Source organism: Kitasatospora sp. NPDC093558, from assembly GCF_040683475.1.
GTDB lineage: Bacteria > Actinomycetota > Actinomycetes > Streptomycetales > Streptomycetaceae > Kitasatospora.
The window spans coordinates 1-24,673 of the sequence record NZ_JBFBDY010000052.1 but is presented as its reverse complement, the minus strand read 5'-3'; the positions used below and the strand labels follow the sequence as shown (position 1 = coordinate 24,673).

Sequence of the window (24,673 nt, the reverse complement as noted above, 5' to 3'; positions counted from 1 at the left end):
CCCCTGGGGATCGCGGACCCGCCCGCGGTGCGTCATGTCGTCAGAGCGCGTCCGGTCCGCGCTCGCCGGTGCGGACCCGGACGGCCGTGTCGACCGGGATGCTCCACACCTTGCCGTCGCCGATCTTGCCGGTCCTGGCGGCCTTCACCAGGACGTCGATCAGCTGCTCGGCGTCGTCGTCCTCGACCAGGACCTCTATCCGGATCTTGGGCACGAGGTCCACGGTGTACTCGGCGCCGCGGTAGACCTCGGTGTGGCCGCGCTGGCGGCCGTAGCCGCTGGCCTCGGTGACGGTCAGCCCGTGCACCCCGAAGGCCTGCAGGGCGGCCTTCACGTCGTCCAGGCGGTGCGGCTTGATCACTGCGGTGATGAGCTTCATCGGGCGTCGACCTCGGTCTTCTCGGCGGTCTTCGGAGCGGCACTCTTCGGAGCGGCGCTCGTCGGGGCGGCACTGTCGGTGGCGGCGGAGAGGGCCCGGGCCAGACCGGCGCCCACCGCGCTGAAATCGTAGGCGGACTCGGCGTGTTCGGCCTGGTCGATGCCGGCCACCTCGACCTCCTCGGCGACCCGGAAGCCGACCGTCTTGTCGATCGCCTTGGCCAGCAGCCAGGAGACGACGAAGGAGTACACCGCGACCACGGACACGCCCAGCGCCTGCTTGCCGAGCTGGTCGAGACCGCCGCCGTAGAACAGGCCCTTGACGGTCTGGCCGACCCCGCCGGTGGCGAAGAGGCCGATCAGCAGCGAGCCGACCGCCCCGCCGACCGCGTGCACGCCCACCACGTCGAGCGAGTCGTCGAAGCCGAAGCGGTACTTGAGGGAGACGGCGGCGGCGCAGACGACGCCCGCGATCAGGCCGATCGCCACCGCGCCGAGCGGGCTGACCGAGCCACAGGCCGGGGTGATGGCGACCAGGCCGGCCACCGCGCCGGAGGCGGCGCCCAGCGTCGTGAACGAGCCGTGCTTGAACTTCTCGAAGACCAGCCAGCCGATCAGCGCGGCGCCCGTCGCCACCTGGGTGTTGACGAAGGCCATGGCGGCGACGCCGTTGGCCTGCAGCGCGGAGCCCGCGTTGAAGCCGAACCAGCCGAACCACAGCAGGCCGGAGCCGAGCATCACGAGCGGCAGGCTGTGCGGGCGCATCGGGTCCTTCTTGAAGCCGATCCGCTTGCCCAGCACCAGGCAGAGCGCGAGTCCGGCCACACCGGCGTTGATGTGCACGGCCGTGCCGCCGGCGAAGTCGATCACGCCGTTGCGGTCGCCGAGCCAGCCGCCCTTGCCGCCGTCCACCATGAACACCCAGTGCGCGACCGGGAAGTAGACGACGCTCACCCAGAGCGCGACGAACAGGCCCCAGGCGGCGAACTTGGCGCGGTCCGCGATGGCGCCGCTGATCAGCGCCGGGGTGATGATCGCGAACATCAGCTGGAACATCGCGAACGCGGTGACCGGGATCGTGCCGGCCAGGTCGTTCAGGCCGATGCCGCGCATCCCGAGGAAGTCGAGGTTGCCGATCAGACCGAAGCCGGCGTCCGGCCCGAAGCTGAGCGAGTACCCGTAGAGGACCCAGAGCACCGTCACGATGCCGAGCGAGAGGAAACTCATCGCCAGCATGTTCAGTGTGCTCTTGGCCCTGACCATGCCCCCGTAGAAGAAGGCCAGGCCCGGGGTCATCAACATGACCAGGGCCGCACTGATGAGCACGAAGGCGGTATCGCCCGCGCTGAAGCCGTCCGGCATCGGCGTCTCCTCTGCGTGAAAGCCGATCCACCACCCGGGTACCTGTCCCGTGCCAACCCGGGGTGTCGGCGATGAAGAGGAGAGTGCCGAAGGCTGGTTTCGGCCAGTGCGGCCGGTTGTTTCACGGCCGTGACGCGTGCGACGCGCGGGTTACACCTGCGTGAACCACAGCCCCGACAAGGGCCCGGATGGGTTACTGTGCCTCCGCACGCCACGCCCGGTGCCGAAACCGCCACCGACCGTGGCGGCGGCGGCCGTCACGGTCGGTGGAGTCCGGTGGGGGCGCGCTCAGACCACCGAGACGTACTCGGGGATGTCCTGGACGACCCTTTCCTTCAGGCGGCTCACCGCGTCCACGCCCTTGAAGCGGACGGCCGCGGCCTCGGTGGTCTTGCGCACCCGCGAGTTCAGCCGCTCGGAGCGGACCTTCGTCGCGATGTCCACCGCCTGCTCGGCCATCAGCGCGGCCTGCTCGGCCTCCTTCTGCAGCAGGTGCACGCTGGCCATGCCGATCAGGTTGAAGGCGTAGGAGCGCACGTGGTCGCCGTCCTGGCGGAACAGGTCCACCGCGCGCTCCATCACCGGCGCGGACATCGACGCGTACAGCTCGGCGTTGTCGGAGTGGTAGGCGAGGTCGCGGAAGGAGTGCGCGTTCTCGGCGTTCAGCTCGGCGGGCGAGAAGAACTTCAGCCAGTCCGGCTCGTCGTCCCCCTCGCGGATGTCGGTGAAGGTGTCCTCGGCCAGCCGGACCGCCCGGGCGCAGCGGTTCACCTCGCCGATGGTCGCGTAGGCGCGGGCCTCCATCGCGTAGAGCAGGGCCTGCTGGCGCGGGGTGGCGGTGTCGCGGCTGCCGTACTGGGCGAGGTGGATCAGCTCCAGGGCGTCCTCGCCACGGTTGAGGTGGATCATCTGGCGGCTCATGTCGGTGAGGATCAGCGCGCCGAACGGGCGGTCGCCGGCCTCCTTGGCGGCGTGCAGCGCGAGCACGTAGTACTTCTGCGCGCTCGGGTGCATGCCGACGTCGTAGGACATCCACCCGGCCAGGTGGGCGAGTTCGGCGGTGAGCCGGAACAGCCGGCGGGTGGTCTGCTCGGGGTAGCTCTCCTGGAGCAGGTCGGTGACCTCGTGCAGCTGGCCGACGACGGCCTTGCGGCGCAGCCCGCCGCCGTTCTGCGCGTCCCACTGGCGGAACATGACCGTGGTCTGCTCCAGCAGTTCGAGCTCGGGCTCGGAGAGGCGGCCGGTGAACGCCTCGCCGCCGTTGGCCGCGGTCAGGATCGGGGTGGGGGTGCCGTTCGGGCCGGGGGCGAGCCAGCGCTGCATCGGCTCGATCAGGGCGGCGCCGGCGGTCAGCGCCAGCGAGGTGCCGAGGAAGCCCCGGCGGTTGAGCATCAGGTCGCTGCGGGAGTAGTCGCTGATCAGCTGGACGGTCTGCGGGGCGCTCCACGGCAGGTCCACGCCGCCGCCGACGGTGGAGACCGGGATCGCGGCGCGCAGGCCGAGGTCCTCGATCGAGACGACCGAGCCGAAGCGCTCGGAGAAGAGCTCCGACATGATCTTGGGGATCGGCTCGCGCGGCTGCTCGCCGTCCAGCCAGCGGCGCACGCGGGAGGTGTCGGTGGAGACGTGGTGGGCGCCGATCTGCCGGGCCCGGCGGTTGACCTGGCGGGCCAACTCCCCCTTGGACCAGCCGCTGCGGGCGAACCACGTGGTCAGCTTCTCGTTGGGTTGCTTCTCTGCCATGGGAACGTCCCATCCCGCCCGGCCCCGGAGGGCCCCCGATCGTCATCGCCCGACGGTTGCGGGCTTCTTGCCAGACGTGCCGTGCCGTGGTGCCGCCGTACTGCTCTTCGCACTGGTGTGCCACAGTTGCGGACGGAGCGTCAGTTCGCCCAACTCCCGCGCCCTGACGGCTCGGAGCTGACTCCCCGACGACGCCCGTGTGCTGAACGTAATGCCCCGCCGAGGGTCCGCGGGACGGCCCCTGGCGAAACGCCACCTTTCGCCACCCCCAGGAGTGAACCGAAGCAAGGGGGCACACGCTTCACTAGGTAGTCGCGGCGGTCGGCATATGCGGGTCGCCAAGTCCCCGAGCAATTCCGGCAGTCCCGACGGTCCGCCGAGGCCACCGGCGAGTTCGCCGTCCGCCCAGCTCGACGGCCGCCTCGCGCACACGACGATCCGGCATCGGCACGGCCGCCACAAGGCGGCGCCCGAGGCGCACCACCGCAAATGGCGCGCGCCACGCGCTGCGCGCCGCATCCACACAACGCACCACGCAACGGACAATCAACACAAAGTCACCGTCCCGTAACCATCGGCAACGAGAACCTGTTGGGGGAGGCATGGACAACCTGTTCGGCGAACTTCGACTGGGGCACCTGCGGCTGGCACCGCTGGGCGCGCGCCGCCGCACCAAGGTCACCGCGTCCCAGGCCGCCGCGGAGTACACCGGCCGCTGGGGCTGGGCGGTCGCCGTCGTCGCCCGGGCCACCGGCACCGCCCCGGCCGCCTGCCACTGCGGCACCGCCCGCTGCGCCGCCCCCGGCCTGCACCCGGTGCCCGGCGGCGAGGCCACCGAGCGCACCGCCGACGCCGAGGGCTCCGTCCTGTTCCCCACCGGCCGCGCCTTCGACGTCCTGGACGTCCCCGAGCAGGCCGGCCTCCAGGCGCTCGTCCGGCTCGAGCGGATGGGCACCCAGGTCGGCCCGGTGCTGGCCGCCCCGACCGGCCGGATGCACTTCCTGGTCGCCCCCGGCACCGCCCGCCGCCTGCCCGACCTGCTGTACCGGATGGGCTGGGACGACGCCGCGCTCGACCTGACGTGCCACGGCGAGGGCAACTACGTCGCCGCCCCGCCCACCGTCCTGCCCGGCCTCGGCCCGGTGCGCTGGCTGCGCCGCCCCACCCGGGACAACGCGGGCTGCCCGCCCGAGGCCCGGCTGCTGCTCGGCACCCTCGCCTACGCCTGCCACCGCGGCCGCGAGCGCACCGCGGAGCCGGCCTGGATGGCCTCCTGAGCGCAGCGCCCCCTGAGCGGCACACCCTGAGCCCGGCACACCTCGGGCACACCTCGGGCACAGCGAAAGGGCCCGCCCCCGGACGGGGAGCGGACCCTTCAGCGTGTGTGCGGGGAGGCTCAGTCCCCGATCAGCGCGTCCACGAACGCGCCCGGCTCGAACGGCGCCAGGTCGTCCGCGCCCTCGCCGAGGCCGACCAGCTTGACCGGCACCCCCAGCTCGCGCTGGACGGCGACGACGATGCCGCCCTTGGCGGTGCCGTCCAGCTTGGTCAGCACGATGCCGGTGATGTCGACCACCTCGGCGAACACCCGGGCCTGGATCAGCCCGTTCTGACCGGTGGTGGCGTCCAGCACCAGCAGGACCTCGTCCACCGGGCCGTGCTTCTCGACGACCCGCTTGACCTTGCCCAGCTCGTCCATCAGGCCGGTCTTGGTGTGCAGGCGGCCGGCGGTGTCCACCAGGACGGTGTCCGCGCCCTCGGCGATGCCCTCCTTGACCGCGTCGAACGCGATCGAGGCCGGGTCGCCGCCCTCGGGGCCGCGCACGGTCCGGGCGCCGACCCGCTCGCCCCAGGTCTGCAGCTGGTCCGCGGCGGCGGCCCGGAAGGTGTCGGCCGCGCCGAGCACGACCTTGCGGCCGTCGGCGACCAGGACGCGGGCCAGCTTGCCGGTGGTGGTGGTCTTGCCGACGCCGTTGACGCCGACGACCAGGACCACGGCCGGGCCCTCCTCGTGCTTGGTGGAGCGCACGGTGCGGTCGGCGTCCTTGCCGATCAGCTCGACGAGCTCCTCGCGCAGCAGCCCGCGCAGCTCGTCGGGGGTACGGGTGCCGAGCACCTTCACGCGGGTGCGCAGCCGCTCGACCAGCTCCTGGGTGGGGGCCACGCCGACGTCGGCGGTCAGCAGGGTGTCCTCGATCTCCTCCCAGGTGTCCTCGTCCAGGTGCTCGCGGGAGAGCAGCGAGAGCAGGCCCTTGCCGAGCGAGTTCTGCGAACGGGAGAGCCGGGAGCGCAGCCGGACGAGCCGGCCGGCGGTGGGCTCGGGGACCTCGATGGCGGGAGCCACCTCGGCCTCGGCGACCTCGACGGCCTCCGGGGCCTCGACGGCCTCCGGAGCCTCGACGGTCTCGGGGAGCGGAACCTCCTCGACGGTGCGCCGCGGCTCCTCGGTGGGCGCCGCGGCCTCCTCACCGACCTGGGGCTCGCGCGGGGTGGTCGGCGGCGCCGTGATGACCGGCGCCTGCGACTTCGGCGGGAGTTGCTGGCGTCGTCTGCCGGAAACGACGAGGCCCGCGATCGCGCCGATGGCGATCACGGCGATGATTACGGCAAGGATCACGTATTCCATATCGCAACCAGTATCCGTGACCGGGCCCCCGAAGCACCGCACCCGGTCTAGACGGATGTGGCCCGCACCACGTCCCGGCGCCGCTCCCGGTCCTCTTCCCGCAGCCGCTGGCTGATCACCTGGGAGATGCCGTCGCCCTTCATGGTCACGCCGTAGAGCGCGTCCGCGGACTCCATCGTCAGCTTCTGGTGGGTGATCACGATCAGCTGGGAGCTCTCCCGCAGCTCCTCCATGATCCCGATCAGCCGGCGCAGGTTGGTCTCGTCCAGCGCCGCCTCGACCTCATCCATGACGTAGAACGGGCTGGGCCTGGCCTTGAAGATCGCCACCAGCAGCGCGACGGCGGTCAGCGAGCGCTCGCCGCCGGAGAGCAGGGACAGCCGCTTGACCTTCTTGCCCGGCGGGCGGGCCTCCACCTCGACGCCGGTGGTCAGCATGTTGTCGGGGTCGGTCAGCACCAGCCGGCCCTCCCCGCCCGGGAACAGCCGGGCGAAGACGCCCTCGAACTGCGCCGCCGTGTCGTGGTAGGCCGAGGTGAACAGCTGCTCGACCCGCTCGTCGACGTCCCGGACGATGTCCAGCAGGTCGCGCCGGCTGCGCCTGAGGTCGTCCAGCTGCTCGCCGAGGAACTGGTGGCGCTCCTCCAGGGCGGCGAACTCCTCCAGCGCGAGCGGGTTCACCTTGCCGAGCTGCTGGTACGCCTTCTCGGCCGCCCGCAGCCGCTTCTCCTGCTCGGCCCGGACGTACGGGTACGGCTCCCCCGGCTCCTGCCCCTCCTCCGGCGTGGCCGGCGGGACGGGCTGGTCGGGCCCGTACGAGGCGAGCAGTTCGCCGCCGTCGATGCCGAACTCCTCCAGTGCCCTGGCCTCCAGCTGCTCGATCCGCAGGCGCTTCTCGGCGCGCAGGACCTCGTCCCGGTGGCCTGCGTCGACCAGCTTGTCGAGCTCCTCCTTGAGGCCGCGGCCGTGCTCGCGGTGCTCCCTGAGCTCCGCCTCGCGCTCGGCGCGCTCCCGTTCGACGGCCGCGCGCCCGGCGTCCGCACGCGCGAGCGACACCTCCAGGCAGGCCAGCAGTTGCCGGGCGCCCGCCGCGACGGCGTTCGCCACCCCGGCGTCGTGCTGCGCGCGCCGACGGCGCTCGGCGGCGCGGGCGCGGGCCTCGCGCTCGGCGCGGGCGGCGCGGTCCAGCTGGTCGGCCCGGCCGGACAGCGCGCGGACCCGCTCCTCGTGGGTGCGCACGGCGAGCCGCGCCTCCAGCTCGGCCTGCCGGGCGGCCGAGGCGGCCTCGGCCAGTCGCTGCTGCTCGGCCGGGTCGGGCTCGTCCTCCCCCGCGTCGGCGGAGTCCTCGGCCGCGGCCAGGCGTTCGGCCAATTCCTCGGCGGTGGACAGCAGTTGGGCGAGGCCCTCCTCCGCGCGCGCGGCAGCGGCGGCCAGCCGTTCGGCCTCGCCGGCGGCGGCGCGGGCCTGCCCGCCGAGGCGGCCGAGCGCGCCGGCCACCTGGGCCCGTTCCTTCTCCGCCTCGCGCCGCTGGGCGGAGAGCCGTTCCACCTCGGCCGCCGACTCGCCGCGCAGTTCGGTGAGTTCGGCCAGGCGTTCGGCCGACTCGGCGCAGCGGAGGGCGAGTTCGTCGATCGCGCGGGCCGTCTCGTCCACCGCGGCCTGGGTCTCCAGCAGGCTCGGCGCACCGCCGGAGCCGCCGTGGGCGCAGCCCGCGCCGAGCCGGTCGCCGTCGGCGGTGACGGCGCTCAGCGCGGGGTGCGCGGCGATCAGGGGCAGGGCGTCGTCGAGGGTGGCGACGACGGCCACCCCGGCCAGGAGTGTCCGCACGGCGGTGATCAACTCGGCCGGTCCGTCCACCAGTTCGGCCGCCCAGCGGGCACCGGCGGGCAACTCCTGCGCGGGCGGAGCAGGTTCGGGCGCGCCGGCGATCAGCAGCGCGGCCCGTCCGGCATCGTCGGCGCGCAGCAGGCGCAGCGCGGCGACGGCGGTGTCCGGCGAGTCGACGGCCACCGCGTCGGCCGCGGCGCCGAGCGCGGCGGCGACGGCGACCTCGTGGCCGGGGGCGGTCCGCAGCAGTGCGGCGGCCGGGCCGAGCAGTCCGGTCAGCCGTTCCCTCGCCGCGAGCAGCGCGCCGCTGCCGTCCTTGCGCCGCAGTCCGAGCGCGAGCGCCTCGTGGCGCGCGGTGAGCCCGGCGCGTTCGCGCTCGGCGGCGCCGGCCGCCTCCCGGGCGGCGGCGAGGTCCCGTTCGACGGCGGCGAGCCGTTCCCGGGCCCCGTCGTGGGCGGCGTCGGCACGCTCGTCGTCCCCGGCGAGGCCGTCGACCTGCTCCTGGAGCTGCTCGAACTCGCCTTGCGCGGCCTCGGCGCGCAGCAGCGCCTCGTCCCTGGCCTCGGTGAGCCGGCCGATCTCGGCCTGGGCCGACGCGGCCTTGGAGCGCGCGGCCGCCGCCTGTCCCTGGAGCCGGGCGAGCCCTTCGCGGCGGTCGGCGATGGCCCGGGCGGCGTCCCGCAGCCGGCGTTCCTCGGCGGCCAGGTCGCGTTCCAGCTCGCTCTTGCGTTCGACGGCCTCGGCCAGCGCGTACTGGGCCTCCTCCAGCGCCTCGGCGAGCGCGGCCTCCTCCTCGCGGACGCGCTCGGCCTCCCGTTCGAGTTCCTCGGGATCCCGTCCGCGCCGCTCCTCGCCCTGTCCCCCGGCGACGGCGTGCCGGGCCCGCGCCTCGGCCAGTCCGACCGTGCCGCGGGTGCGCTCGGCGAGCGCCGAGAGGCGGTACCAGGTCTGCCGGGCGGTCTCCAGGCTCGGGCCGAGCTGCTCGACCTGCGCCTCCAGGACGCGCTCGCGCTGGACGGCGCGGGCCAGCTCCTGCTCGACGGTGGTGCGGCGCAGGCGCAGCGCGAGTTCGTCGGCGATCTCGGCCTCGACGGCTCTGCGCAGGCCGAGCAGGTCGTCGGCGAGCAGCCGCAGCCGGGCGTCACGCAGGTCGGCCTGGATGCCGGCGGCGCGGCGGGCGATCCTGGCCTGCCGGCCGAGCGGGCCGAGCTGGCGGCGCAGTTCGGCCACCAGGTCCTGGACGCGGTTGAGGTTGGCCTGCATCGCGTCCAGCTTCCGCAGCGCCTTCTCCTTGCGCTTGCGGTGCTTGAGCACGCCGGCCGCCTCCTCGATGAAGGCCCGGCGGCCCATCGGGTCGGCGTGCAGGACGGAGTCCAGCTGGCCCTGGCCGACGATGACGTGCATCTCGCGGCCGATGCCGGAGTCGGAGAGCAGTTCCTGGATGTCGAGCAGCCGGCAGGTCTGGCCGTTGAGCGCGTACTCGCTGCCGCCGTTGCGGAACATCGTCCGGGTGATGGTCACCTCGGCGTACTCGATGGGCAGCGCGCCGTCGGTGTTGTCGATGGTGAGGCTGACCTCGGCGCGGCCGAGCGGGGCGCGCCCGCTGGTCCCGGCGAAGATGACGTCCTCCATCTTGCCGCCGCGCAGCGACTTGGCGCCCTGCTCGCCCATGACCCAGGAGAGCGCGTCGACGACGTTGGACTTGCCGGAGCCGTTCGGGCCGACGACGCAGGTGATGCCGGGCTCGAAGCGCAGCGTGGTGCTGGAGGCGAAGGACTTGAACCCGCGCAGCGTCAGGCTCTTCAGGTGCACGCGGCCGGTCTCCTCATCGTTCGCCGGGGGTCACGGCCCCCCGACGGCGACTGTATCCGGCGCGTGGGCGGCCGAAGGCGCCCGGACACGACGAAGGGACGCCACAACCGGGCGTCCCTTGCATGCTGCGTCCCTTTCGGGGCGGCTCAGTGCACAGCGGCGTCGATCTGTGAGGACCGGGGGGACTCAGGTGAGAGCCGGCTCCCGCTGGTCCAGATCGATGCTGTTGAGCAGCGAGTGCTCGTCAGCGACAGCGGTGAGAGCGTCGTTCTCAGCCTGCATCCTAAGGAGCTCGGCTTCAAGGTCCTGGACGCGCTGCTGAAGCCGTCGCATCTCGGAGAGCATTCGCGGGTCGGGGCCGCCGACGTACCCGAGAAGCGCCTTTGCCATGATGAATGGTCCTCCACGCTGAGTGACCGAACCGGAACGGTACAGGTCTAGGGGGAAGGGGGACGCACGCGCGGCGCGCCACCGGTAGTGCCGGCTGGGCACTCCGGCACAACCACCGTGAGCTGGGCTCACGAGGGCATGCGCCGGCCGGGAAAACGCGGTCGTGTGCGCGGGCTTCCAGCGTCTCACCAAAGACGGTACGGGTCAACACGATCACCGCACGCTACCGCGCCCCTGTCACCTGCCTGGCGGTGTCGTCACGCCGAGGGGGTTCGGGCCGGGGTCCACCACGTGCTCGTGGATCATCGTTCGATGCGGAGTCAACCACGAGTCTGCCCGGATGGCAACCGTATGACACCGCCGGTTGAGGATCTTTTCTCCCGGACCCGGGCGTGGGGCGGGCCCGGGGGCTCCCACCAGCGGATCAGCGGATCTCGAAGCCCTCGTAGCCGGTGCCGACGGCGGTCCAGATCTCGGTCACGCCGCTCACGCTGCCGGGCGTGTCGGGGCCGCGCAGCAGGGCGAGGAGTTCCTCGCAGTCGGCGGCGAGGCCCTCGGCCACCACCTGGACGCGGCCGTCGCCGAGGTTGCTCGCGTAGCCGGTGAGGCCGACCTCCAGCGCCCGAGCCCTGGTCCACCAGCGGAAGCCGACCTGCTGGACCTTCCCCCGGACCCAGGCGGTGACCCGGACCGGTTCCTCACTGTGGGCGTCGCGACCGTGCATGCCCCGACCCTAACCGGACGGGGGCCCGGTCACAGCTCCGCAGGGCCCTCGACGGTCCAGCCCGGGCTGTGGACCCGCGCGTGCAGTTCGCCGCGTCCGACCTCCCGGCCGCAGGTGCGACAGACCCAGGCCGCGTCGAAGGCGTGCGGCTCGTGGCCCTCGGGCGCGTGGTCGAAGGTGACCGGCGACTCGGGCAGCAGCCAGCGGTCGCCCCAGGTGCGCAGCGCGTGCGCGAGCGGGGCGAGGTCCCGGCCGGCCTCGGTGAGGTGGTACTCGTAGCGCGGCGGCCGCTCGCTGTAGGCGCGGCGCTCGACGACTCCGGCCTCCTCCAGCGCCCGCAGCCGGGCGGTGAGCCGGTCCCGGGGCGCGCCCGTGTTGCGGGCGATCCGGTCGAAGCGGTGGTTGCCGTAGAACAGCTCGCGCACCGCCAGCAGGGCCCACTTCTCGCCGACGACGTGCAGCGCCGCCGCCATCGAGCAGGGCCGGCCGGGCAGGGCCGCGGGCGCCGACGGGAGCAGGCCCGGGGCGTCGGGCGGGCCGGAGGTGTCAGGGGTCACAACGCCAGCGTGCCACACAGGGTTGGGTTCTCAAACCCGGAGCGGACGGCACTGCGACCCCGCCGGATGATCCCGGCGGGGCCGCAGTGGGGTGTGCGTGTCAGGTCAGCGGGTCACCAGTCGCCGCCGCCACCGAAGTCACCGCCACCGCCGAAGTCGTTCCCGCCGCCGAAGTCACCGCCGCCGAAGCTGCCGAAGTCGGAGGAGTTGAAGTCGGCACCGGTGAAGTCGCCGCCCTCGTACTGGTCCTGGTAGCCGTGGTGGCCGCCGCCCTCGTACATCGGCGCCGCGGCGTAGGCCGGGCTGCTGATCATCGAGCCGAGCACGGTGCCGACCAGCAGGCCGGGCAGCAGGCCGCCGCCGAAGCTGCTGTAGTAGCCGCCCGCGTACGGGGCGTAGGCCGGGCCGGCGTTCCAGTACGGCTGCGGGCCGTGCTCGGTGTCGACCGTGCGGACGGCCGGGTCGAGGCCGGCGGCCACGCGGTCCGCGTCGGCCTGGCAGACCGGGACGCTGCGGGCGGAGCCGCCCGCCGGGGCCCAGTCGACGTCCTTGACGGACGGGCCGTGGCGCGGGTCCATGAAGCACGGGGGACGGCGCTCGGGCAGCGGGCGCTTGTCGCGCCGGGCGGCCAGGGTGGCCAGCGCGAACCGGCCGTCCTCGATCGTCTCGGTGACGACCTTGACGTCCTCGGGCTTCTTGGCCTCGTCCATCAGGCGCTTGGCCTTCTCGTACGAGTCCAGCGCGTGGCTGTAGTCGGTGCGCTGGACGTCGTCGGCGTCGGCCGCCCGCGGGTTGAAGTCCAGGCGCTCCAGCTCGACGCCGTAGGCGGTGATGTCCTCGTCGACCACGCGGCGCAGCTGCTCCAGCTCGGCGCGGGCCTGCTCCTCCTTGCGCTTCTTGGCGCGGCGGAAGAGGAAGAAGACGCCGGCGCCGGCCAGCGCGAGCAGCACGACCGGGATGACCACCCAGGCGATCGAGGTGCTGCTGTTGACACCCTCGCCCTTGGTCTTCTCCGCGGCGTTGTCGACGAACTCGTTGAGGGTCGCGTTGATGTCGCCGTTGTGCGAGCGGAATGCCGCGCCGGCGTACTTCTCGGCGTTGCCCTTCGGCAGCGCGCCCTGGTCGGCGCGGGCCTGGAACTGGTCACCGCGCCAGATCGCGTAGACGCCGTCGATGCCGACCTTGGTGCGGACGTCGTTGAAGAGGTTCTGGGGGCCGTAGGCGGCCGTGGCCGGGACCACCGCGACGAAGATCGGCTTGTCGGCCTTCTTGATCTTCTCGGTCAGGGCGTCGGCCTGGCCCTGGCTGAAGCGGCTGGTCATGGCCGGGTCGACGTAGACCCGGCCCTGCTTCATGGCGGCAGTGGCGTCGTCCAGCCCACCTGCGGCGGAGGCCGCCGGAGCGAGCAGGAGCATAAGCCCGAGCAGCGTCGCCGCGACCACGGCGAGCGGCCCGGTGCCCCGGGAACGTCGAGCAAGGGTTCTCATAGCACCCGACGCTACCGCGACTGGCGGCGAAGCACGCCATACCCTTCGCATACTGGTGATGAAGGAATTCCCCGCCGGACGCCGGGGCCGTCCCCTCCTCGGGGATGAGATTTCCCCCGTATCCACCCTGAACCGGATGATCGACGGGAACCGCGGCACGTGCCCGGACGTACGTCCCGGCAGGCCCGGAGCGGTCGAGGGGGTGGCCCGACCGTATCGTGCGGACGGGCATAGTGGTCCCGGACCACTGGTCCATTACCCGTTCTTGACCCAACGCCCCTCGTGGCCCCAACCCTTCTGATCGGAGCGCTCGGTGATCATCGGCCTCGTCACCGCCGTGGCGGCATCCGCCTGCTACGGCACCGGCTCGGTCCTGCAGGCCGTCGGTTCCCGCCGGTCCGCCCGCGAGGAGGCGGCCAGGGGCGACTCCACCGCCACGACCGAGCACGGCGGGCCGAGCCTGTCCTCGACCGCGAAGGCCGCCGTCACCTGGGAGTTCATCCTCGGCTCGGTGCTCGACCTGATCGGCTTCGGACTCGGCGCGCTGGCCGCCCGGCTGCTGCCGCTGTTCCTCTCGCAGACCATCATCAGCGCCAACCTGGTGATCACCGCGGTGCTGAGCATCAAGCTGCTCGGCATCCGGCTCAAGCAGCTGGAGTGGGCGTCGATCGGCGTGCTCTGCTCGGCGCTGGTGCTGCTGGCCGTCTCGGCCGGCCCGGAGGGCGGCCACCACGCGGACATGTCCTTCCACTGGTGGCTGCTGGTCATCACCACCGTTCTGCTGGTCGGCGGCGGCCTACTGGTGCGGCGGATGGGCTCGAAGGGCGCGATCGTCGCCGGTCTGCTCTCCGGCCTCGGCTTCGGCGGCCTCGGCGTCGGCGTGCGCATCCTCAACGGCGTCGAGCCGTTCGAACTCGGCAGCCTGCTCTCGGACCCGGCCCTGTACGCGATCCTCATCGGCGGGCTCGGCGGCATGTACGTGCACACGGTCGCGCTGCAGATCGGCTCGGTGAACGGCGCGACGGCCGCCCTGGTGGTCGGCGAGACGGTGCTGCCCGGCGCGGTCGGCGTGCTGTGGCTCGGCGACTCCTCCAAGGCCGGCCTGGGCTGGCTCGGCGTGGTCGGGTTCCTGCTCGCGGTGGTGTCCGCCGTCGGTGTCGCCTACTTCGGCCAGGGCGACCACGGCGCCCTCGGCGAAGCGGCCGAGCAGAAGCCCGAACTCGCCCACAAGTAGGCGGGGATCAGCCCCCGCTGCGGGCCCGCGGCACGCGCTGGCAGCGGGGGCAGAAGTAGCTGGAGCGGTTCATCCAGGCCGCCCGGCGGATCGCGGTGCCGCAGCGGCGGCAGGGCTCGTGCTCGCGGCCGTACGCGTCGAGGTCCCGCGAGAAGTACCCGCTTTCGCCGTTCACGTTGACGTACAGGCTGTCGAAGCTGGTGCCGCCGACGGCCAGCGCCGCGGTCATCACGTCCCGGGCGTTGGCCAGCAGGACGCCGGCCTGCGGGCGGGTGAGCGTCGCCGTCGGCCGGTCGTAGTGCAGCTTGGAGCGCCAGAGCGCCTCGTCGGCGTAGATGTTGCCGACCCCGCTGATCAGCGTCTGGTCGAGCAACGCGCGCTTGACGGTGGTGCGCTTGGCGCGCAGCGCGGTCACGAAGTCGTCGTCGTCGAAGCGGGGGTCGAGCGGGTCGCGGGCGATGTGCGCGATGGAGACCGGCGTGCCCTCGGGGTCGCCCTCCTCGGCCTCCTCGACCGCGAGGCCGCCGAAGGTCCGCTGGTCGACGAAGCGCAGTTCGCGTCCGCCGTCGGTGAAGCGCAGCCGCACCCGCAGGTGCGTCTCGTCGGGCACCGACGGGTCCTGGACGAGGAGTTGGCCGCTCATCCCGAGGTGGCCGATCAGCGAAAAGCCGGCTCCTGTGCCGGTCAGCGGCAGCCACAGGTACTTGCCGCGGCGCTGCGCGGCGCCGAGTGTCGTCCCGGTCAGCCGGGCGGCGAAGTCTGCCGTGCCGGCGGGCTGGCGGCGCACCGCGCGCGGGTGGAGCACCTGGACGTCGGCGACGGTCCGCCCGGCGACCCAGTTCGCCAGACCTCGGCGGACGACCTCGACCTCGGGGAGTTCGGGCAACGGAACGTTCCTCCTGCGGAAAGGGATCGGCAGGAGGAAGGCTACTGCGCGATGCACCCGCCTCGCTTGGCTCGGCGGGCACTTCGCGCCATGTGCAGTTCTGTACCGTCGCTCGCCGCGCTCGCTTACGCGCCGGCGGGCAGCCGGTCGGCGTACTTCTCCTTGATCGCGCGCCAGGCGCTCTCGGCGGCCTTCTGCTCGGCCTCCTTCTTCGAGCGGCCGACGCCGCTGCCGAAGTCCTGGCCGGCCACGCGGGCCACCGCGGTGAAGGTCTTCTCGTGGTCGGGACCTGCCTCCATGACCACGTACTCGGGCACGCCGATGCCCACCGAAGCGGTGAGCTCCTGGAGGCTGGTCTTCCAGTCCAGGCCCGCGCCCAGCTGAGAGGACTCCTCGATCAGCGGGTCGAACAGGCGGTGGACGAACTCGGTGGCCGCGTCCAGGCCCTTGTCCAGGTAGACCGCGCCGATCACGGCCTCGACGGTGTCCGCGAGGATCGACGACTTGTCGCGGCCGCCGGTGCCCTCTTCGCCCTTGCCGAGGCGGATGAAGGCGCCGAGGTCCAGTCCCCGGCCGACGTCCGCGAGCGCGCGGGAGTTGACCACCGCGGCGCGCAGCTTGGCGAGGGTGCCCTCGGGGACGTCCGGGTGGACGCGGTAGAGGGTGTCCGTCACCACGAGGCCCAGCACCGAGTCGCCGAGGAACTCCAGGCGCTCGTTGGTGGGCAGGCCACCGTTCTCGTACGCGTACGAGCGGTGGGTCAGGGCACGTACCAGAAGGGCGCTCTCAAGTGTGTACCCGAGGCGCCCTTCCAGGACGTCGTATTCGGTCGAAGCCGGCCCACCGGCCTTGCCACCGCCCGAAGAACCCTTCGTGGCGGCGGACGCCTTGCGGGTGGAGTTACCGTCCGACATCGATCCGTGCACCCCGCCGATCAGACCGAGAGGACCTGGCGGCGGTTGTACGTGCCGCAGCTGGGGCACGCGATGTGGCCGAGCTTCGGCTCGTGGCAGCGGTCGCACGCCACGAGGGCCGGAACGACGGCCTTCCAGTTGGAACGGCGGTGGCGCGTGTTGCTGCGCGACATCTTCCGCTTCGGAACAGCCACGGCTACTTCTCCTGGTTCTCGGCGGCACCCTCACGGGTGTCGCTGTTCTTGATCCCGTCACCCTCGTCGCCGGGGGCGGCGGAGAGTCCCTGCAGAGCCGCCCACCGGGGGTCGGCGGCATCGTGGTGGTGCGCCGGGTCGTCGCTCAGGCGCGCTCCGCACTCGGAGCACAGGCCCAGGCAGTCGTCCTGGCACACCGGCTGCAGCGGCAGTGCGAGCACCACCGCGTCACGCAGCACCGGCTGGAGGTCGAAGAAATCGCCCTCCAGGCGGTAAGTCTCTTCTTCCGAGTCCTCGTCGAGGTCCTCGGACCCGGCGGTCCGGGCGCGGTGACGCTCGTCGGACTCCGGGTAGTAGTACAGCTCCTGGAAGTCCACGTCGATGTCGAACTCGACGGGCTCCAGGCACCGGACGCACTCGCCCTCGACGCCGGCCTCGGCGGTGCCGGTGACCAGCACGCCCTCGACCACGGACTCCAGGCGGAGCTCCAGCCGGATCTCGCTCTTCTCCGGCACGCCGATCACGTCGATGATCCCGAAGCCCTCGGGGGCCTCCAGGGTGCGGGACACCTTGCGCATCGAACCCGGACGACGGCCGAGCTCGTGCGTGTCGAACACGAGGGGGTCGCGGTGGTCGAGGCGGTTCAAGGTGTCCTGACTTCCATGGAAGGTGATCGGTGGGGCCCCATGTGCGGCGGCGCCGCGAGGGCAAGCCGACAGTCCGACATGGAGAGGCCGGAGTGGTCAGACTACCGGAGTCTCCCGCCAGGCCCAACTTCGGTCCCGGAGGACCGTCCCCGGGACCGGTGCTCAGCGTCCGCCGAGCTCCCGCAGCCTGGTCATGTCGATCATGCTGGTGTCGAAGAAGCTCGTCTCGTCCAGCCCGTGCTGCTGCGGCACGACGGGCTGCTGCGCGACGGGCTGCTGCGGGTAGCCGTAGGCGTCGTACTGCTGCGCGCCGTAGCCCTGCTGCTGCTGGTAGCCGTAGTCGCCGTGCTGCTGGCCCGTGTAGTCGCCGTGCTGCTGCTGCGGGTACGCGCCGGTGGCGTCCTGCTGCTGGTGGGCCCACTGGTTGCCGTACGGGTCGCCCTGGGCGGCCGGGTCGAAGCCCCCGCCGTACACCTCGGCGTACTGCCCGCCCTGATGCTGGCCACCCTGATGCTGGCCGCCCTGATGCTGGGCCGCCGCGTACTGGTCGGCGCCGGGGTTCTGCCAGCCGGCCGCGGCCGGGGTCTGCTCCGGCCAGCTCTGCTGCTGCGGGACGTCCTCGCGGTACCAGGCGAGCTCCTCGCCGTCGCCGTCGGCGGCGAAGCCCGCCGCGACCGCCTCGGCCCGCTCCTTGGCCTGCTGCGCCTCGTCGGCGGCGGCCAGGTAGGCGCCCAGCTCGTCGATCGGCCGCTTGCCGAGGAGCTTGTCGCGGCCCTTGCCGACGGCCTCCAGGGTCGCGCTGAGCACGTTCTCCAGGGTGGCGAGCTTCACATCGACGTACTCGTCGACCTCGGGGCTCGGGCTGACGCGCGGCTGGAACTCCTCGCCGTCCGTCTCGCCGTCGTACTCGTTCTCGAAGACGCTGGAGTCGCCGCGCAGCTTGGTCCGGCCGCGGCCGACGGCGCCGAGCGTCTTGGTCAGCACCACCTCGAAGTTGGCGAGCTTGCTGTCCACGTAGTCGTCGGCCTCGGCCCGCTTGGTCTCCACCTCGGAGCGCGCCTCGGCGAGGATCCGGTCGGCCTCGGCCTGGGCCCGGCGGACCACCTCGGTGTCGGAGATCAGGGAGCCGCGCTCGGCGTGCGCCCCCTGGATGATCCGGTCGGCCTCGGCCTGGGCGCCGGCCACCACCTGCTCGTGGTCGGCCATCACCGACTGCGCCTGGGCCAGTTCGGCGGGCAGTTCCGCCTTCAGGTCGTTGAGCAGGCCGATCAGCTCGGCCCGGTTCACCACGCAGGAGGCCGACATCGGCATCGAGCGGGCGTTCTCGACCGCCGCCACGATCTCGTCGACCTTGTTCTGCACGTCCACGGGGCTTCGTCTTTCCGTGTGCCGCCGACGGTCCGGCGGAGGCAGGCCCGGCGCGGTGGACCTCACCGCAGGGCAGGAATACAGACTGTACGGCCACTGCGGGGCGCGGTCACAACGCCCGAGCCGGACCGGCCCCCCTGGGAGGATCCCGGCTACCTGGACAAACCATGACGAAGCGGCAGGAAGACGGCCGAGAGGGAACGGCCGGGCTACTGCTCGGCCTTGCGCTCCGCGATCCGCTCGACCAGCCGGCGGTGCACCACCGCGGGCAGCAGGTGCGAGACGTCCCCGCCGTACGAGGCCACCTCCTTGACCAGCGTCGAGGACAGGAAGCTGTACGTCGGCGAGGTCGGCACGAACAGCGTCTCGACGCCCGTCAGCCCGTGGTTCATCTGGGCCATCTGCAGCTCGTAGTCGAAGTCGCTGACGGCCCGCAGCCCCTTGATGATCGCGGGGATGCCGCGCTCGCGGCAGAAGTCCACCAGCAGGCCGTGGTGCGACTCGACCACCACGTTCCCGAAGTCCGCGGTGACCTCCTCGATCAGGCCGATCCGCTCCTCGATGCCGAACATGCCGCGCTTGTTCCGGTTGATCAGGACCGCGACATGCACCACGTCGTAGAGCTTCGAGGCCCGCTCGATGATGTCGAGGTGGCCGTTGGTGATCGGGTCGAACGAACCGGGACAGACGGCTCGGCGCATGGCGTTTGTGCTCCCTCGTGGGGTGACGGCTGCTGCGGGCCCCGGCCCGCTACTCGTGCTGGCGGGCCTCGGCGGCGGCGCGACCGTACCAGAGCGTGCCCTCGCCGTAGCGGCGGGAGCGCAGTTCCTCGAAACCGTCGGGCCAGCCGAACACTCCGCCGCGGGTGCTGCGCTCCACGGTGACGAGTGCGTCCTCCGCGAGCCAGCCCCCGGCCAGGAGTGTGATCAGCATCTCGCGCAGTTCGTCGTCGGTGACGGCGTACGGAGGATCGAGGAACGCCAGGTCGTACGGGGCCTCCGGGGGCGGTCCCGCGATCACCTTCTCGGCCTTGGCCGCCTTCAGCTGCGCGCCCGGCAGGCCGATCGTGCGGACGTTCTCGCGGATCACCCGGGCCGCCTGGCCGTCCGCCTCGACCAGCAGGACGTGCTCGGCACCCCGGGACAGCGCCTCCAGGCCGACCGCGCCCGATCCGCCGAACAGGTCGAGCATCCGGCTCCCGTGCAGGGTGCCGCGCAGCGCCTCCAGGGTGGAGAACATCGCCTCACGGGCCTTGTCGGAGGTCGGTCGGGTGCCCCGGCCTGGCGGTACGGCCAGCCGGCGGCCGCCGGCCGCCCCGGCGATCACGCGGGTCATGGTGGTGGGAGGTCCTTTCGTCGCTGCCCGACCACGCTATACGGCTGCAGCCCCGCCGGAGTGACCGGCGGGGCTGCAGCTCAGGTGCTCAGCTCGCCTCGGAGCCCGCCGACTGGGCCGGGACCGACGCGCCGAGCAGGGCCGGCGAGGCGTAGCGGGACCAGGACAGGCAGCCGTCGGGCGGGCAGAACTCGGGGCGGCGCGGGTCGTGCCCGAGCTCGCGCAGCTTGGTGCGGACGGAGTCGGGCGTGCGGCCGAAGCGGGCGGCGATCCGGGCGACGGTCTCGCCGTCGTGGAAGCGCCGGACCAGCTCCTCCTCGTGCTGCGGCACCCAGGGGGCGCCGTGGCCGGGGTACAGCTCGCGCAGCACGTCGCGGTCGGGGATGGGCTCGGAGACGTCGGCGACGATCGCCAGCGCCCGCAGCGCGCGGTTGAGCGCGATCCGCAGCGAGGCGACGTCCTCGACCGGCAGGCGGAGCTTGCCCGAGGCGAGCGGCGCGGCGGCCGCCCCCTCGCGCCAGCCGGTCAGGGTGAGGGTGACCTCGCGGTCGTCGTCGCTGGCGAGTTCGATCCGGAAGACCTTGTCGCCCAGCGGGAGCTCGTTGAGATGACGGAATGCCATGGCAGGACCCCCAAGTGTCGCGCCAGGTACGCACCTTGAGGGTGCGTCCTGAACACCTTCATTCTCTCGCGGGGGACTGACAATTCCCGGGCCGCGCGGGCCCGCTCAGCCCTTCTCCTCAGCCCTTCTCCATGTAGGCCGCGCGGTCCTCGTCGATGAGGCTCTCCAGCGCGGTGCGCAGCTCCGGGTGGGCGGCGAGATCAGGGTCCTCGGCGACCAGTTGGGTGGCCTCCGTCCTGGCGGTGAGGATGACCTCCTCGTCCTCCAGCACCGAGAGCACCTTGAGCGAGGACTTCACGCCGGACTGCGCCTGGCCCAGCACGTCGCCCTCGCGGCGCTGTTCGAGGTCGATCCGGGACAGCTCGAAGCCGTCCAGCGTGCCGGCCACCGCGTCCAGCCGGGCCCGGGCCGCACTGCCCGCGGGCATGTCGCTGACCAGCAGGCACAGACCCGCCGCGCTGCCGCGGCCGACCCGGCCGCGCAGTTGGTGCAGCTGGGAGACGCCGAAGCGGTCGGCGTCCATGATGACCATCGCGGTGGAGTTGGGGACGTTGACGCCGACCTCGATCACGGTGGTGGCGACCAGGACGTCCACCTCGCCGGCCGAGAACCGGCGCATCACGTCGTCCTTGGCCTCGGGGGCGAGCCGGCCGTGCAGGATCTCCACCCGCAGGCCGCTCAGCGGGCCCGCTACCAGCTTCTCGGCGGTCTCCACCACCGAGAGCGGGGGCCGCCGTTCGTCACTCCCGGCCCCGGCGTCGGCGGCGTCGTCGGTGAGGTCCTCGAAGTCGTCCTCGGCCGGCTTCCGCTTCTTCTTCGCGTTCTTCGGGTCGGCCGCCGGCTCCTCGTCCCCGATGCGGGGGCAGACGACGTACGCCTGGTGGCCCTTGCCGACCTCCTCGCGGACCCGCTCCCAGGCGCGGGTGAGGAAGTTGGGCTTCTCGACCGCCGGGACGACGTGGGTGGAGATCGGCGAGCGGCCGGCCGGGAGCTGGTCCAGGACGGAGGTCTCCAAGTCCCCGAAGACCGTCATGGCGACCGTGCGCGGGATCGGGGTGGCCGTCATCACCAGCAGGTGCGGCGGCTGGTCGCCCTTGGCGCGCAGCGCGTCCCGCTGCTCGACGCCGAAGCGGTGCTGCTCGTCGACGACGACGAGGCCGAGGTCCTGGAACTGGACCTTGTCCTCGATCAGCGCGTGGGTGCCGATGGCGATCCCGGCGTCCCCGCAGGCCATGTCGAGCAGCGCCTGGCGGCGGGCCGGGACGCCCATCGAGCCGGTGAGCAGCACGACCCTGGTGCCGAGGTCGGAGCCGCCGAGCATGCCGCCCTCGGCGAGGTCGCCCATCATCTCGACGATCGAACGGTGGTGCTGCTGGGCGAGCACCTCGGTGGGCGCGAGCAGGACGGCCTGGCCGCCGGCGTCCACCACGGCGAGCATCGCGCGCAGCGCCACCAGCGTCTTTCCACTTCCGACCTCGCCCTGGAGCAGCCGGTGCATCGGGTGCGCGCTCGCGAGGTCGGCGGCGATCTCGGCGGACACCTTCTGCTGCCCCTCGGTGAGGGTGAACGGCAGCCGGTCGTCGAACGCGTCCAGCAGGCCGCCTTCGCGGGCCCGGCGCGGCTTGGCGGGCAGCGCGGACTCGGCGGCCCGGCGCTGCGCGAGGGCGACCTGGAGGACGAAGGCCTCGTCCCAGCGCAGCCGGCTCTGGGCGCGCTCGCGGTCGGCCTGGCTGCGCGGGCGGTGGATCAGCTCCAGGGCCTCCGGGAGCGGGATCAGCCCGTGCCGCTCGCGCAGTTCGGCGGGCAGCGGCTCGCCGACGTCGCCGAGGTGCTTGGTGAGCGCGGTCTCGATGCAGATCGACAGCTTCCAGCTGGGCATCTGGGCGCTCGCGCCGTACACCGGGATGAGGCGGCCGGCGAACTGCTGCGCCGCGTCCCCAGCTCCAGTCGATGCAGTGGCGTCCTCGTCGAGCAGCTGGTAGTCCGGCGAGACCAGCTGGCGGGTGCGGTTGAAGACGTTGACCTTGCCCGCGAACAGGCCCTGGGCGCCGCTCCTGAGCTCCTTCTGCCGCCAGCCCTGGTTGAAGAACACCAGCGAGAGCCGGCTGCGGCCGTCGGTGACGACGACCTCCAGGCGGTCGCCCTTGCGGCCGCGGAAGGGGATGAGCGTGACCTTCTCGATCCGGGCCAGCACGGTGACGTGCTCGTCGATCTCCAGCTCGTCCAGGCTGGTGAGCTGGCCGCGTTCGACGTAGCGGCGGGGGTAGTGGTGCAGGAGGTCCCCGACCGTGCGCAGCTTGAGGCTGTCGGCGAGCACCTTCGCGGTGCGGTCGCCGACGAGCTTGGTCAGTGGTTCATCGAGAGCGCCCATCAGGCCCCTGTTTACACCACCGCACCGACAAACCGGGCTACTCGACCCCGATGAGCAGCGGGGCCGCCTCCCGGCCGCCGTGGAAGACGACCGTGTCCACCTCGGGCCGCCCGTGGCGGACGTGCGCGACCAGGTGCTCGGCGAGCGCGTCGTCGGCGCCCTCGCCGAGGATCAGGGTGACGAGTTCGCCGCCCGCGCCGAGCATCCGGTCCAGCACGCTCGCCCCGACCTCGGCCGCCCCGGCGCCGATCACCGCGACGTCCCCGTCGATCAGGCCGAGCACGTCCCCGGCCTGGCAGACCCCGGCCATCGTCCAGGACTCCCCCTCGGCGACGGCGAGTTCGGCATACCGGGTGGCGCCGGCGGCGGAGGTCATGGCGACGACGTCCTCGTCGAAGCGGCGCCCGGCCTCGTGCACCGCGAGCGCCGCGAGCCCCTGGACCGGCGAGCGGGTGGGCAGCACGGCGATCCGCACGCCCTCCTCGCGGAGCTGGTCGGCGGCGGCCCCGGCGGCGGCGCGCAGTTCGGGGTCGTTGAGCAGCAGGACGACCTCGCGCGCGCCCGAGCGCCGCACGGCGGCGGCGAGTTCGGCGCTGGCGGTCGGGCGGTCCGGGTCGGCGCGGAGCACGACGGCACCGGCCTGCTCGCAGAGTTCGGCGAGGCCCTCGCCGCACACCACGGAGAGCACTGCGCGGGCCGGCTCCTCGCGCTCGCCCGGTTCGGCGGCGGCGCCGGAGCGGGCGGCGGCCTCGGCGAAGTGCGTGATGCGGATCTGGTGCGGCCGCCCGGCCCCGATGCCGGCCTCGACGGCGGCGCCCGCGTCGTCCACGTGGACGTGCACGTTGCACAGGCCGTCGCCGCCCCCCCTGACCCGCGCGTCGCCGAGCCCGCCGAGCCGCTCGCGCAGCGCGGGCAGGGCGTCGTCGGGGGCGTCCAGCAGGTAGATGACCTCGAAGGCGGGGTGGCCGGGGCCGGGCGGCCTCAGGTGGACCTCACAGGACTCGACGGCACGGACGTCCCCGCGCAGCGCGACCGGCCCCATCGGCTGATGCCCGGCGACGGCGTCGGCGAGCGCGCCGAGGACGGCCACCAAGCCGCGCCCGCCCGCGTCGACGACCCCGTTCTCGGCGAGCACGGCGAGCTGCTCGGGCGTGTGCCGCAGCGCGTCCCTGGCGGCCCGGTACGCGGTGTCGGCGACCTGCGCGAGCCCGTCCCCGGCCCGGACGGCCTCCCGGGCGGCGACCCGGGCGACGGTCAGCAGGGTGCCCTCGACGGGCTCCGCGACGGCCTGGTACGCGGACTCGGCGGCCCGCTGGAGGGCGGCCCGCAGCTGATCGGCCCCGCCGCCCTCGGCCAGCGTCTCGGCGGTGCCGCGCAGCCACTGGGCGAGGATCACGCCGGAGTTGCCGCGGGCGCCGACCAGGGCGCCGCGGGCCATCGCCCGGACGGTGTCGGCGAGGCCGGGGGCGGGCTGCGCGGCCGGGTCGGCGAAGCGGCTCTCCACCTCGGCGGCGGCGGACTCGACGGTCAGGTAGAGGTTGGTGCCGGTGTCGCCGTCCGGGACGGGATAGACGTTGAGCGCGTCGATCTCCTCACGCGCCTGGCCGAGCGCGCGCAGGGCGAGCTGGCACCAGGTGCGCACGGCCGGGGCGTCGAGCGTGTGCAGCACCAGGTCTCCTCCGGATGGAACGCCGCGATGGCCTCGGGTTGAACGGCGAAGTGTGATACCGGCAGGTTATCGGGGGCCGGGAGGGGCCGCCCGGGCCGTCGGCCGCAGCGATCACCCCGGCGGTCATGGTAGTTTCGTTGAACGGGAGCAAGCGTTGTATGCTCTTCCGGTTGCCTGGAACAATCCGGGCGCACCCCCCAGGCCGGTTCGGTTCACGCGAGTGTTCCGGTGGCTCGGTGGGGTTGTCGAACGTAACTGATCTGAAGTCTTGGAGTGACTCCTGTGGCTGCCAACTGCGACGTCTGCGGCAAGGGGCCGGGCTTCGGCAACAGCATCTCCCACTCGCACCGCCGTACCCCCCGTCGTTGGAACCCCAACATTCAGACGGTGCGCGCTGTGATTGGGCGGACGCCGAAGCGGCTCAACGTCTGCACCTCGTGCATCAAGGCCGGTAAGGTCTCGCGCTGACGCGCAGACCGGCATGCCGGTCCTCCAGTGGAGCCGGTCCATCCTCGGATGGACCGGCTC

The 24,673-nt window shown here is 72.8% G+C and carries 22 protein-coding genes; 3 read left to right on the top strand and 19 right to left on the bottom strand.

All coding sequences use genetic code 11. The features are described from left to right. Nucleotides 1-40: 40 nt before the first annotated feature. The 3 genes from AB0O00_RS08665 to AB0O00_RS08655 form a co-directional block, all read right to left on the bottom strand. Nucleotides 41-379, bottom strand: a complete 339-nt coding sequence (locus AB0O00_RS08665) for a P-II family nitrogen regulator (protein ID WP_363649546.1) — start codon at nt 377-379, stop codon at nt 41-43. Further along, the gene (locus AB0O00_RS08660; protein ID WP_363649544.1) at nt 376-1,740 is read right to left on the bottom strand and encodes an ammonium transporter; all 1,365 of its coding nucleotides are present in this window, start codon (nt 1,738-1,740) and stop codon (nt 376-378) included. The genes AB0O00_RS08665 and AB0O00_RS08660 overlap by 4 nt, the downstream gene beginning before the upstream one ends. A gap of 288 nt (nt 1,741-2,028) precedes the next feature. Next, nucleotides 2,029-3,483 carry a hypothetical protein gene (locus tag AB0O00_RS08655; RefSeq protein WP_363649542.1) on the bottom strand — a complete coding sequence of 485 codons (1,455 nt, stop codon included), beginning with the start codon at nt 3,481-3,483 and terminating at the stop codon, nt 2,029-2,031. 602 nt (nt 3,484-4,085) lie between these two features. Here AB0O00_RS08655 and AB0O00_RS08650 point away from each other — a divergent pair. Continuing rightward, complete coding sequence (locus tag AB0O00_RS08650; protein WP_363649540.1) at nt 4,086-4,760, top strand: bifunctional DNA primase/polymerase; 675 nt, start codon at nt 4,086-4,088, stop codon at nt 4,758-4,760. Nucleotides 4,761-4,879: 119 nt separating this feature from the next. Here the strand turns inward: AB0O00_RS08650 and ftsY are convergent, their stop codons facing one another. The 6 genes from ftsY to AB0O00_RS08620 form a co-directional block, all read right to left on the bottom strand. Beyond that, complete coding sequence (gene ftsY, locus AB0O00_RS08645; protein WP_363649538.1) at nt 4,880-6,109, bottom strand: signal recognition particle-docking protein FtsY; 1,230 nt, start codon at nt 6,107-6,109, stop codon at nt 4,880-4,882. A 47-nt stretch (nt 6,110-6,156) separates the two neighbouring features. Next, a complete protein-coding gene (gene smc, locus AB0O00_RS08640) occupies nt 6,157-9,747 on the bottom strand; it encodes a chromosome segregation protein SMC (protein WP_363649535.1) in 3,591 nt (1,196 codons plus the stop codon). A 186-nt stretch (nt 9,748-9,933) separates the two neighbouring features. Further along, nucleotides 9,934-10,137, bottom strand: coding sequence for a hypothetical protein (locus tag AB0O00_RS08635; protein WP_045702518.1), 204 nt, complete (start codon nt 10,135-10,137; stop codon nt 9,934-9,936). Between the two features lie 424 nt (nt 10,138-10,561). Then, a complete protein-coding gene (locus AB0O00_RS08630) occupies nt 10,562-10,861 on the bottom strand; it encodes an acylphosphatase (RefSeq protein ID WP_363649533.1) in 300 nt (99 codons plus the stop codon). A 29-nt stretch (nt 10,862-10,890) separates the two neighbouring features. Continuing rightward, entirely contained in the window at nt 10,891-11,418 is a 528-nt protein-coding gene (locus AB0O00_RS08625) for a helix-turn-helix domain-containing protein (protein WP_363649531.1), read from the bottom strand. Nucleotides 11,419-11,531: 113 nt separating this feature from the next. Next, a complete protein-coding gene (locus tag AB0O00_RS08620; RefSeq protein ID WP_363649529.1) occupies nt 11,532-12,905 on the bottom strand; it encodes a hypothetical protein in 1,374 nt (457 codons plus the stop codon). A 313-nt stretch (nt 12,906-13,218) separates the two neighbouring features. Here AB0O00_RS08620 and AB0O00_RS08615 point away from each other — a divergent pair, with 313 nt between their 5' ends. Then, on the top strand, nt 13,219-14,139 hold the full coding sequence (locus tag AB0O00_RS08615) for a hypothetical protein (RefSeq protein ID WP_363649527.1): 921 nt from the start codon (nt 13,219-13,221) through the stop codon (nt 14,137-14,139). Nucleotides 14,140-14,146: 7 nt separating this feature from the next. Here AB0O00_RS08615 and mutM read toward each other — a convergent pair whose 3' ends face one another. The 10 genes from mutM to AB0O00_RS08565 all read right to left on the bottom strand — a co-directional run bounded on the left by mutM (nt 14,147) and on the right by AB0O00_RS08565 (nt 24,145). Next, nucleotides 14,147-15,025, bottom strand: coding sequence for a bifunctional DNA-formamidopyrimidine glycosylase/DNA-(apurinic or apyrimidinic site) lyase (gene mutM / locus AB0O00_RS08610; protein WP_363649525.1), 879 nt, complete (start codon nt 15,023-15,025; stop codon nt 14,147-14,149). Nucleotides 15,026-15,150: 125 nt separating this feature from the next. Further along, the gene (rnc, locus tag AB0O00_RS08605) at nt 15,151-15,939 is read right to left on the bottom strand and encodes a ribonuclease III (RefSeq protein ID WP_363649523.1); all 789 of its coding nucleotides are present in this window, start codon (nt 15,937-15,939) and stop codon (nt 15,151-15,153) included. Between the two features lie 20 nt (nt 15,940-15,959). Further along, nucleotides 15,960-16,133 carry a 50S ribosomal protein L32 gene (rpmF, locus tag AB0O00_RS08600; RefSeq protein ID WP_030056747.1) on the bottom strand — a complete coding sequence of 58 codons (174 nt, stop codon included), beginning with the start codon at nt 16,131-16,133 and terminating at the stop codon, nt 15,960-15,962. Between the two features lie 2 nt (nt 16,134-16,135). Further along, nucleotides 16,136-16,780, bottom strand: a complete 645-nt coding sequence (locus tag AB0O00_RS08595) for a DUF177 domain-containing protein (protein WP_363649521.1) — start codon at nt 16,778-16,780, stop codon at nt 16,136-16,138. A gap of 162 nt (nt 16,781-16,942) precedes the next feature. Then, entirely contained in the window at nt 16,943-18,148 is a 1,206-nt protein-coding gene (locus AB0O00_RS08590; RefSeq protein ID WP_363649519.1) for an ATP synthase F0 subunit B, read from the bottom strand. A gap of 209 nt (nt 18,149-18,357) precedes the next feature. After that, nucleotides 18,358-18,849, bottom strand: coding sequence for a pantetheine-phosphate adenylyltransferase (gene coaD, locus AB0O00_RS08585; RefSeq protein WP_363649517.1), 492 nt, complete (start codon nt 18,847-18,849; stop codon nt 18,358-18,360). A 49-nt stretch (nt 18,850-18,898) separates the two neighbouring features. Beyond that, entirely contained in the window at nt 18,899-19,483 is a 585-nt protein-coding gene (gene rsmD / locus AB0O00_RS08580) for a 16S rRNA (guanine(966)-N(2))-methyltransferase RsmD (protein WP_363649515.1), read from the bottom strand. An 88-nt stretch (nt 19,484-19,571) separates the two neighbouring features. Beyond that, on the bottom strand, nt 19,572-20,105 hold the full coding sequence (locus AB0O00_RS08575; protein ID WP_049653379.1) for a hypothetical protein: 534 nt from the start codon (nt 20,103-20,105) through the stop codon (nt 19,572-19,574). Nucleotides 20,106-20,223: 118 nt separating this feature from the next. After that, entirely contained in the window at nt 20,224-22,476 is a 2,253-nt protein-coding gene (gene recG / locus AB0O00_RS08570) for an ATP-dependent DNA helicase RecG (protein ID WP_363649512.1), read from the bottom strand. Between the two features lie 37 nt (nt 22,477-22,513). Then, on the bottom strand, nt 22,514-24,145 hold the full coding sequence (locus AB0O00_RS08565) for a DAK2 domain-containing protein (protein WP_363649510.1): 1,632 nt from the start codon (nt 24,143-24,145) through the stop codon (nt 22,514-22,516). A 282-nt stretch (nt 24,146-24,427) separates the two neighbouring features. On the opposite strand from AB0O00_RS08565, the gene rpmB reads away from it, so the two are divergent. After that, complete coding sequence (gene rpmB / locus AB0O00_RS08560) at nt 24,428-24,613, top strand: 50S ribosomal protein L28 (protein WP_014138233.1); 186 nt, start codon at nt 24,428-24,430, stop codon at nt 24,611-24,613. The last annotated feature ends 60 nt before the right edge of the window (nt 24,614-24,673 follow it).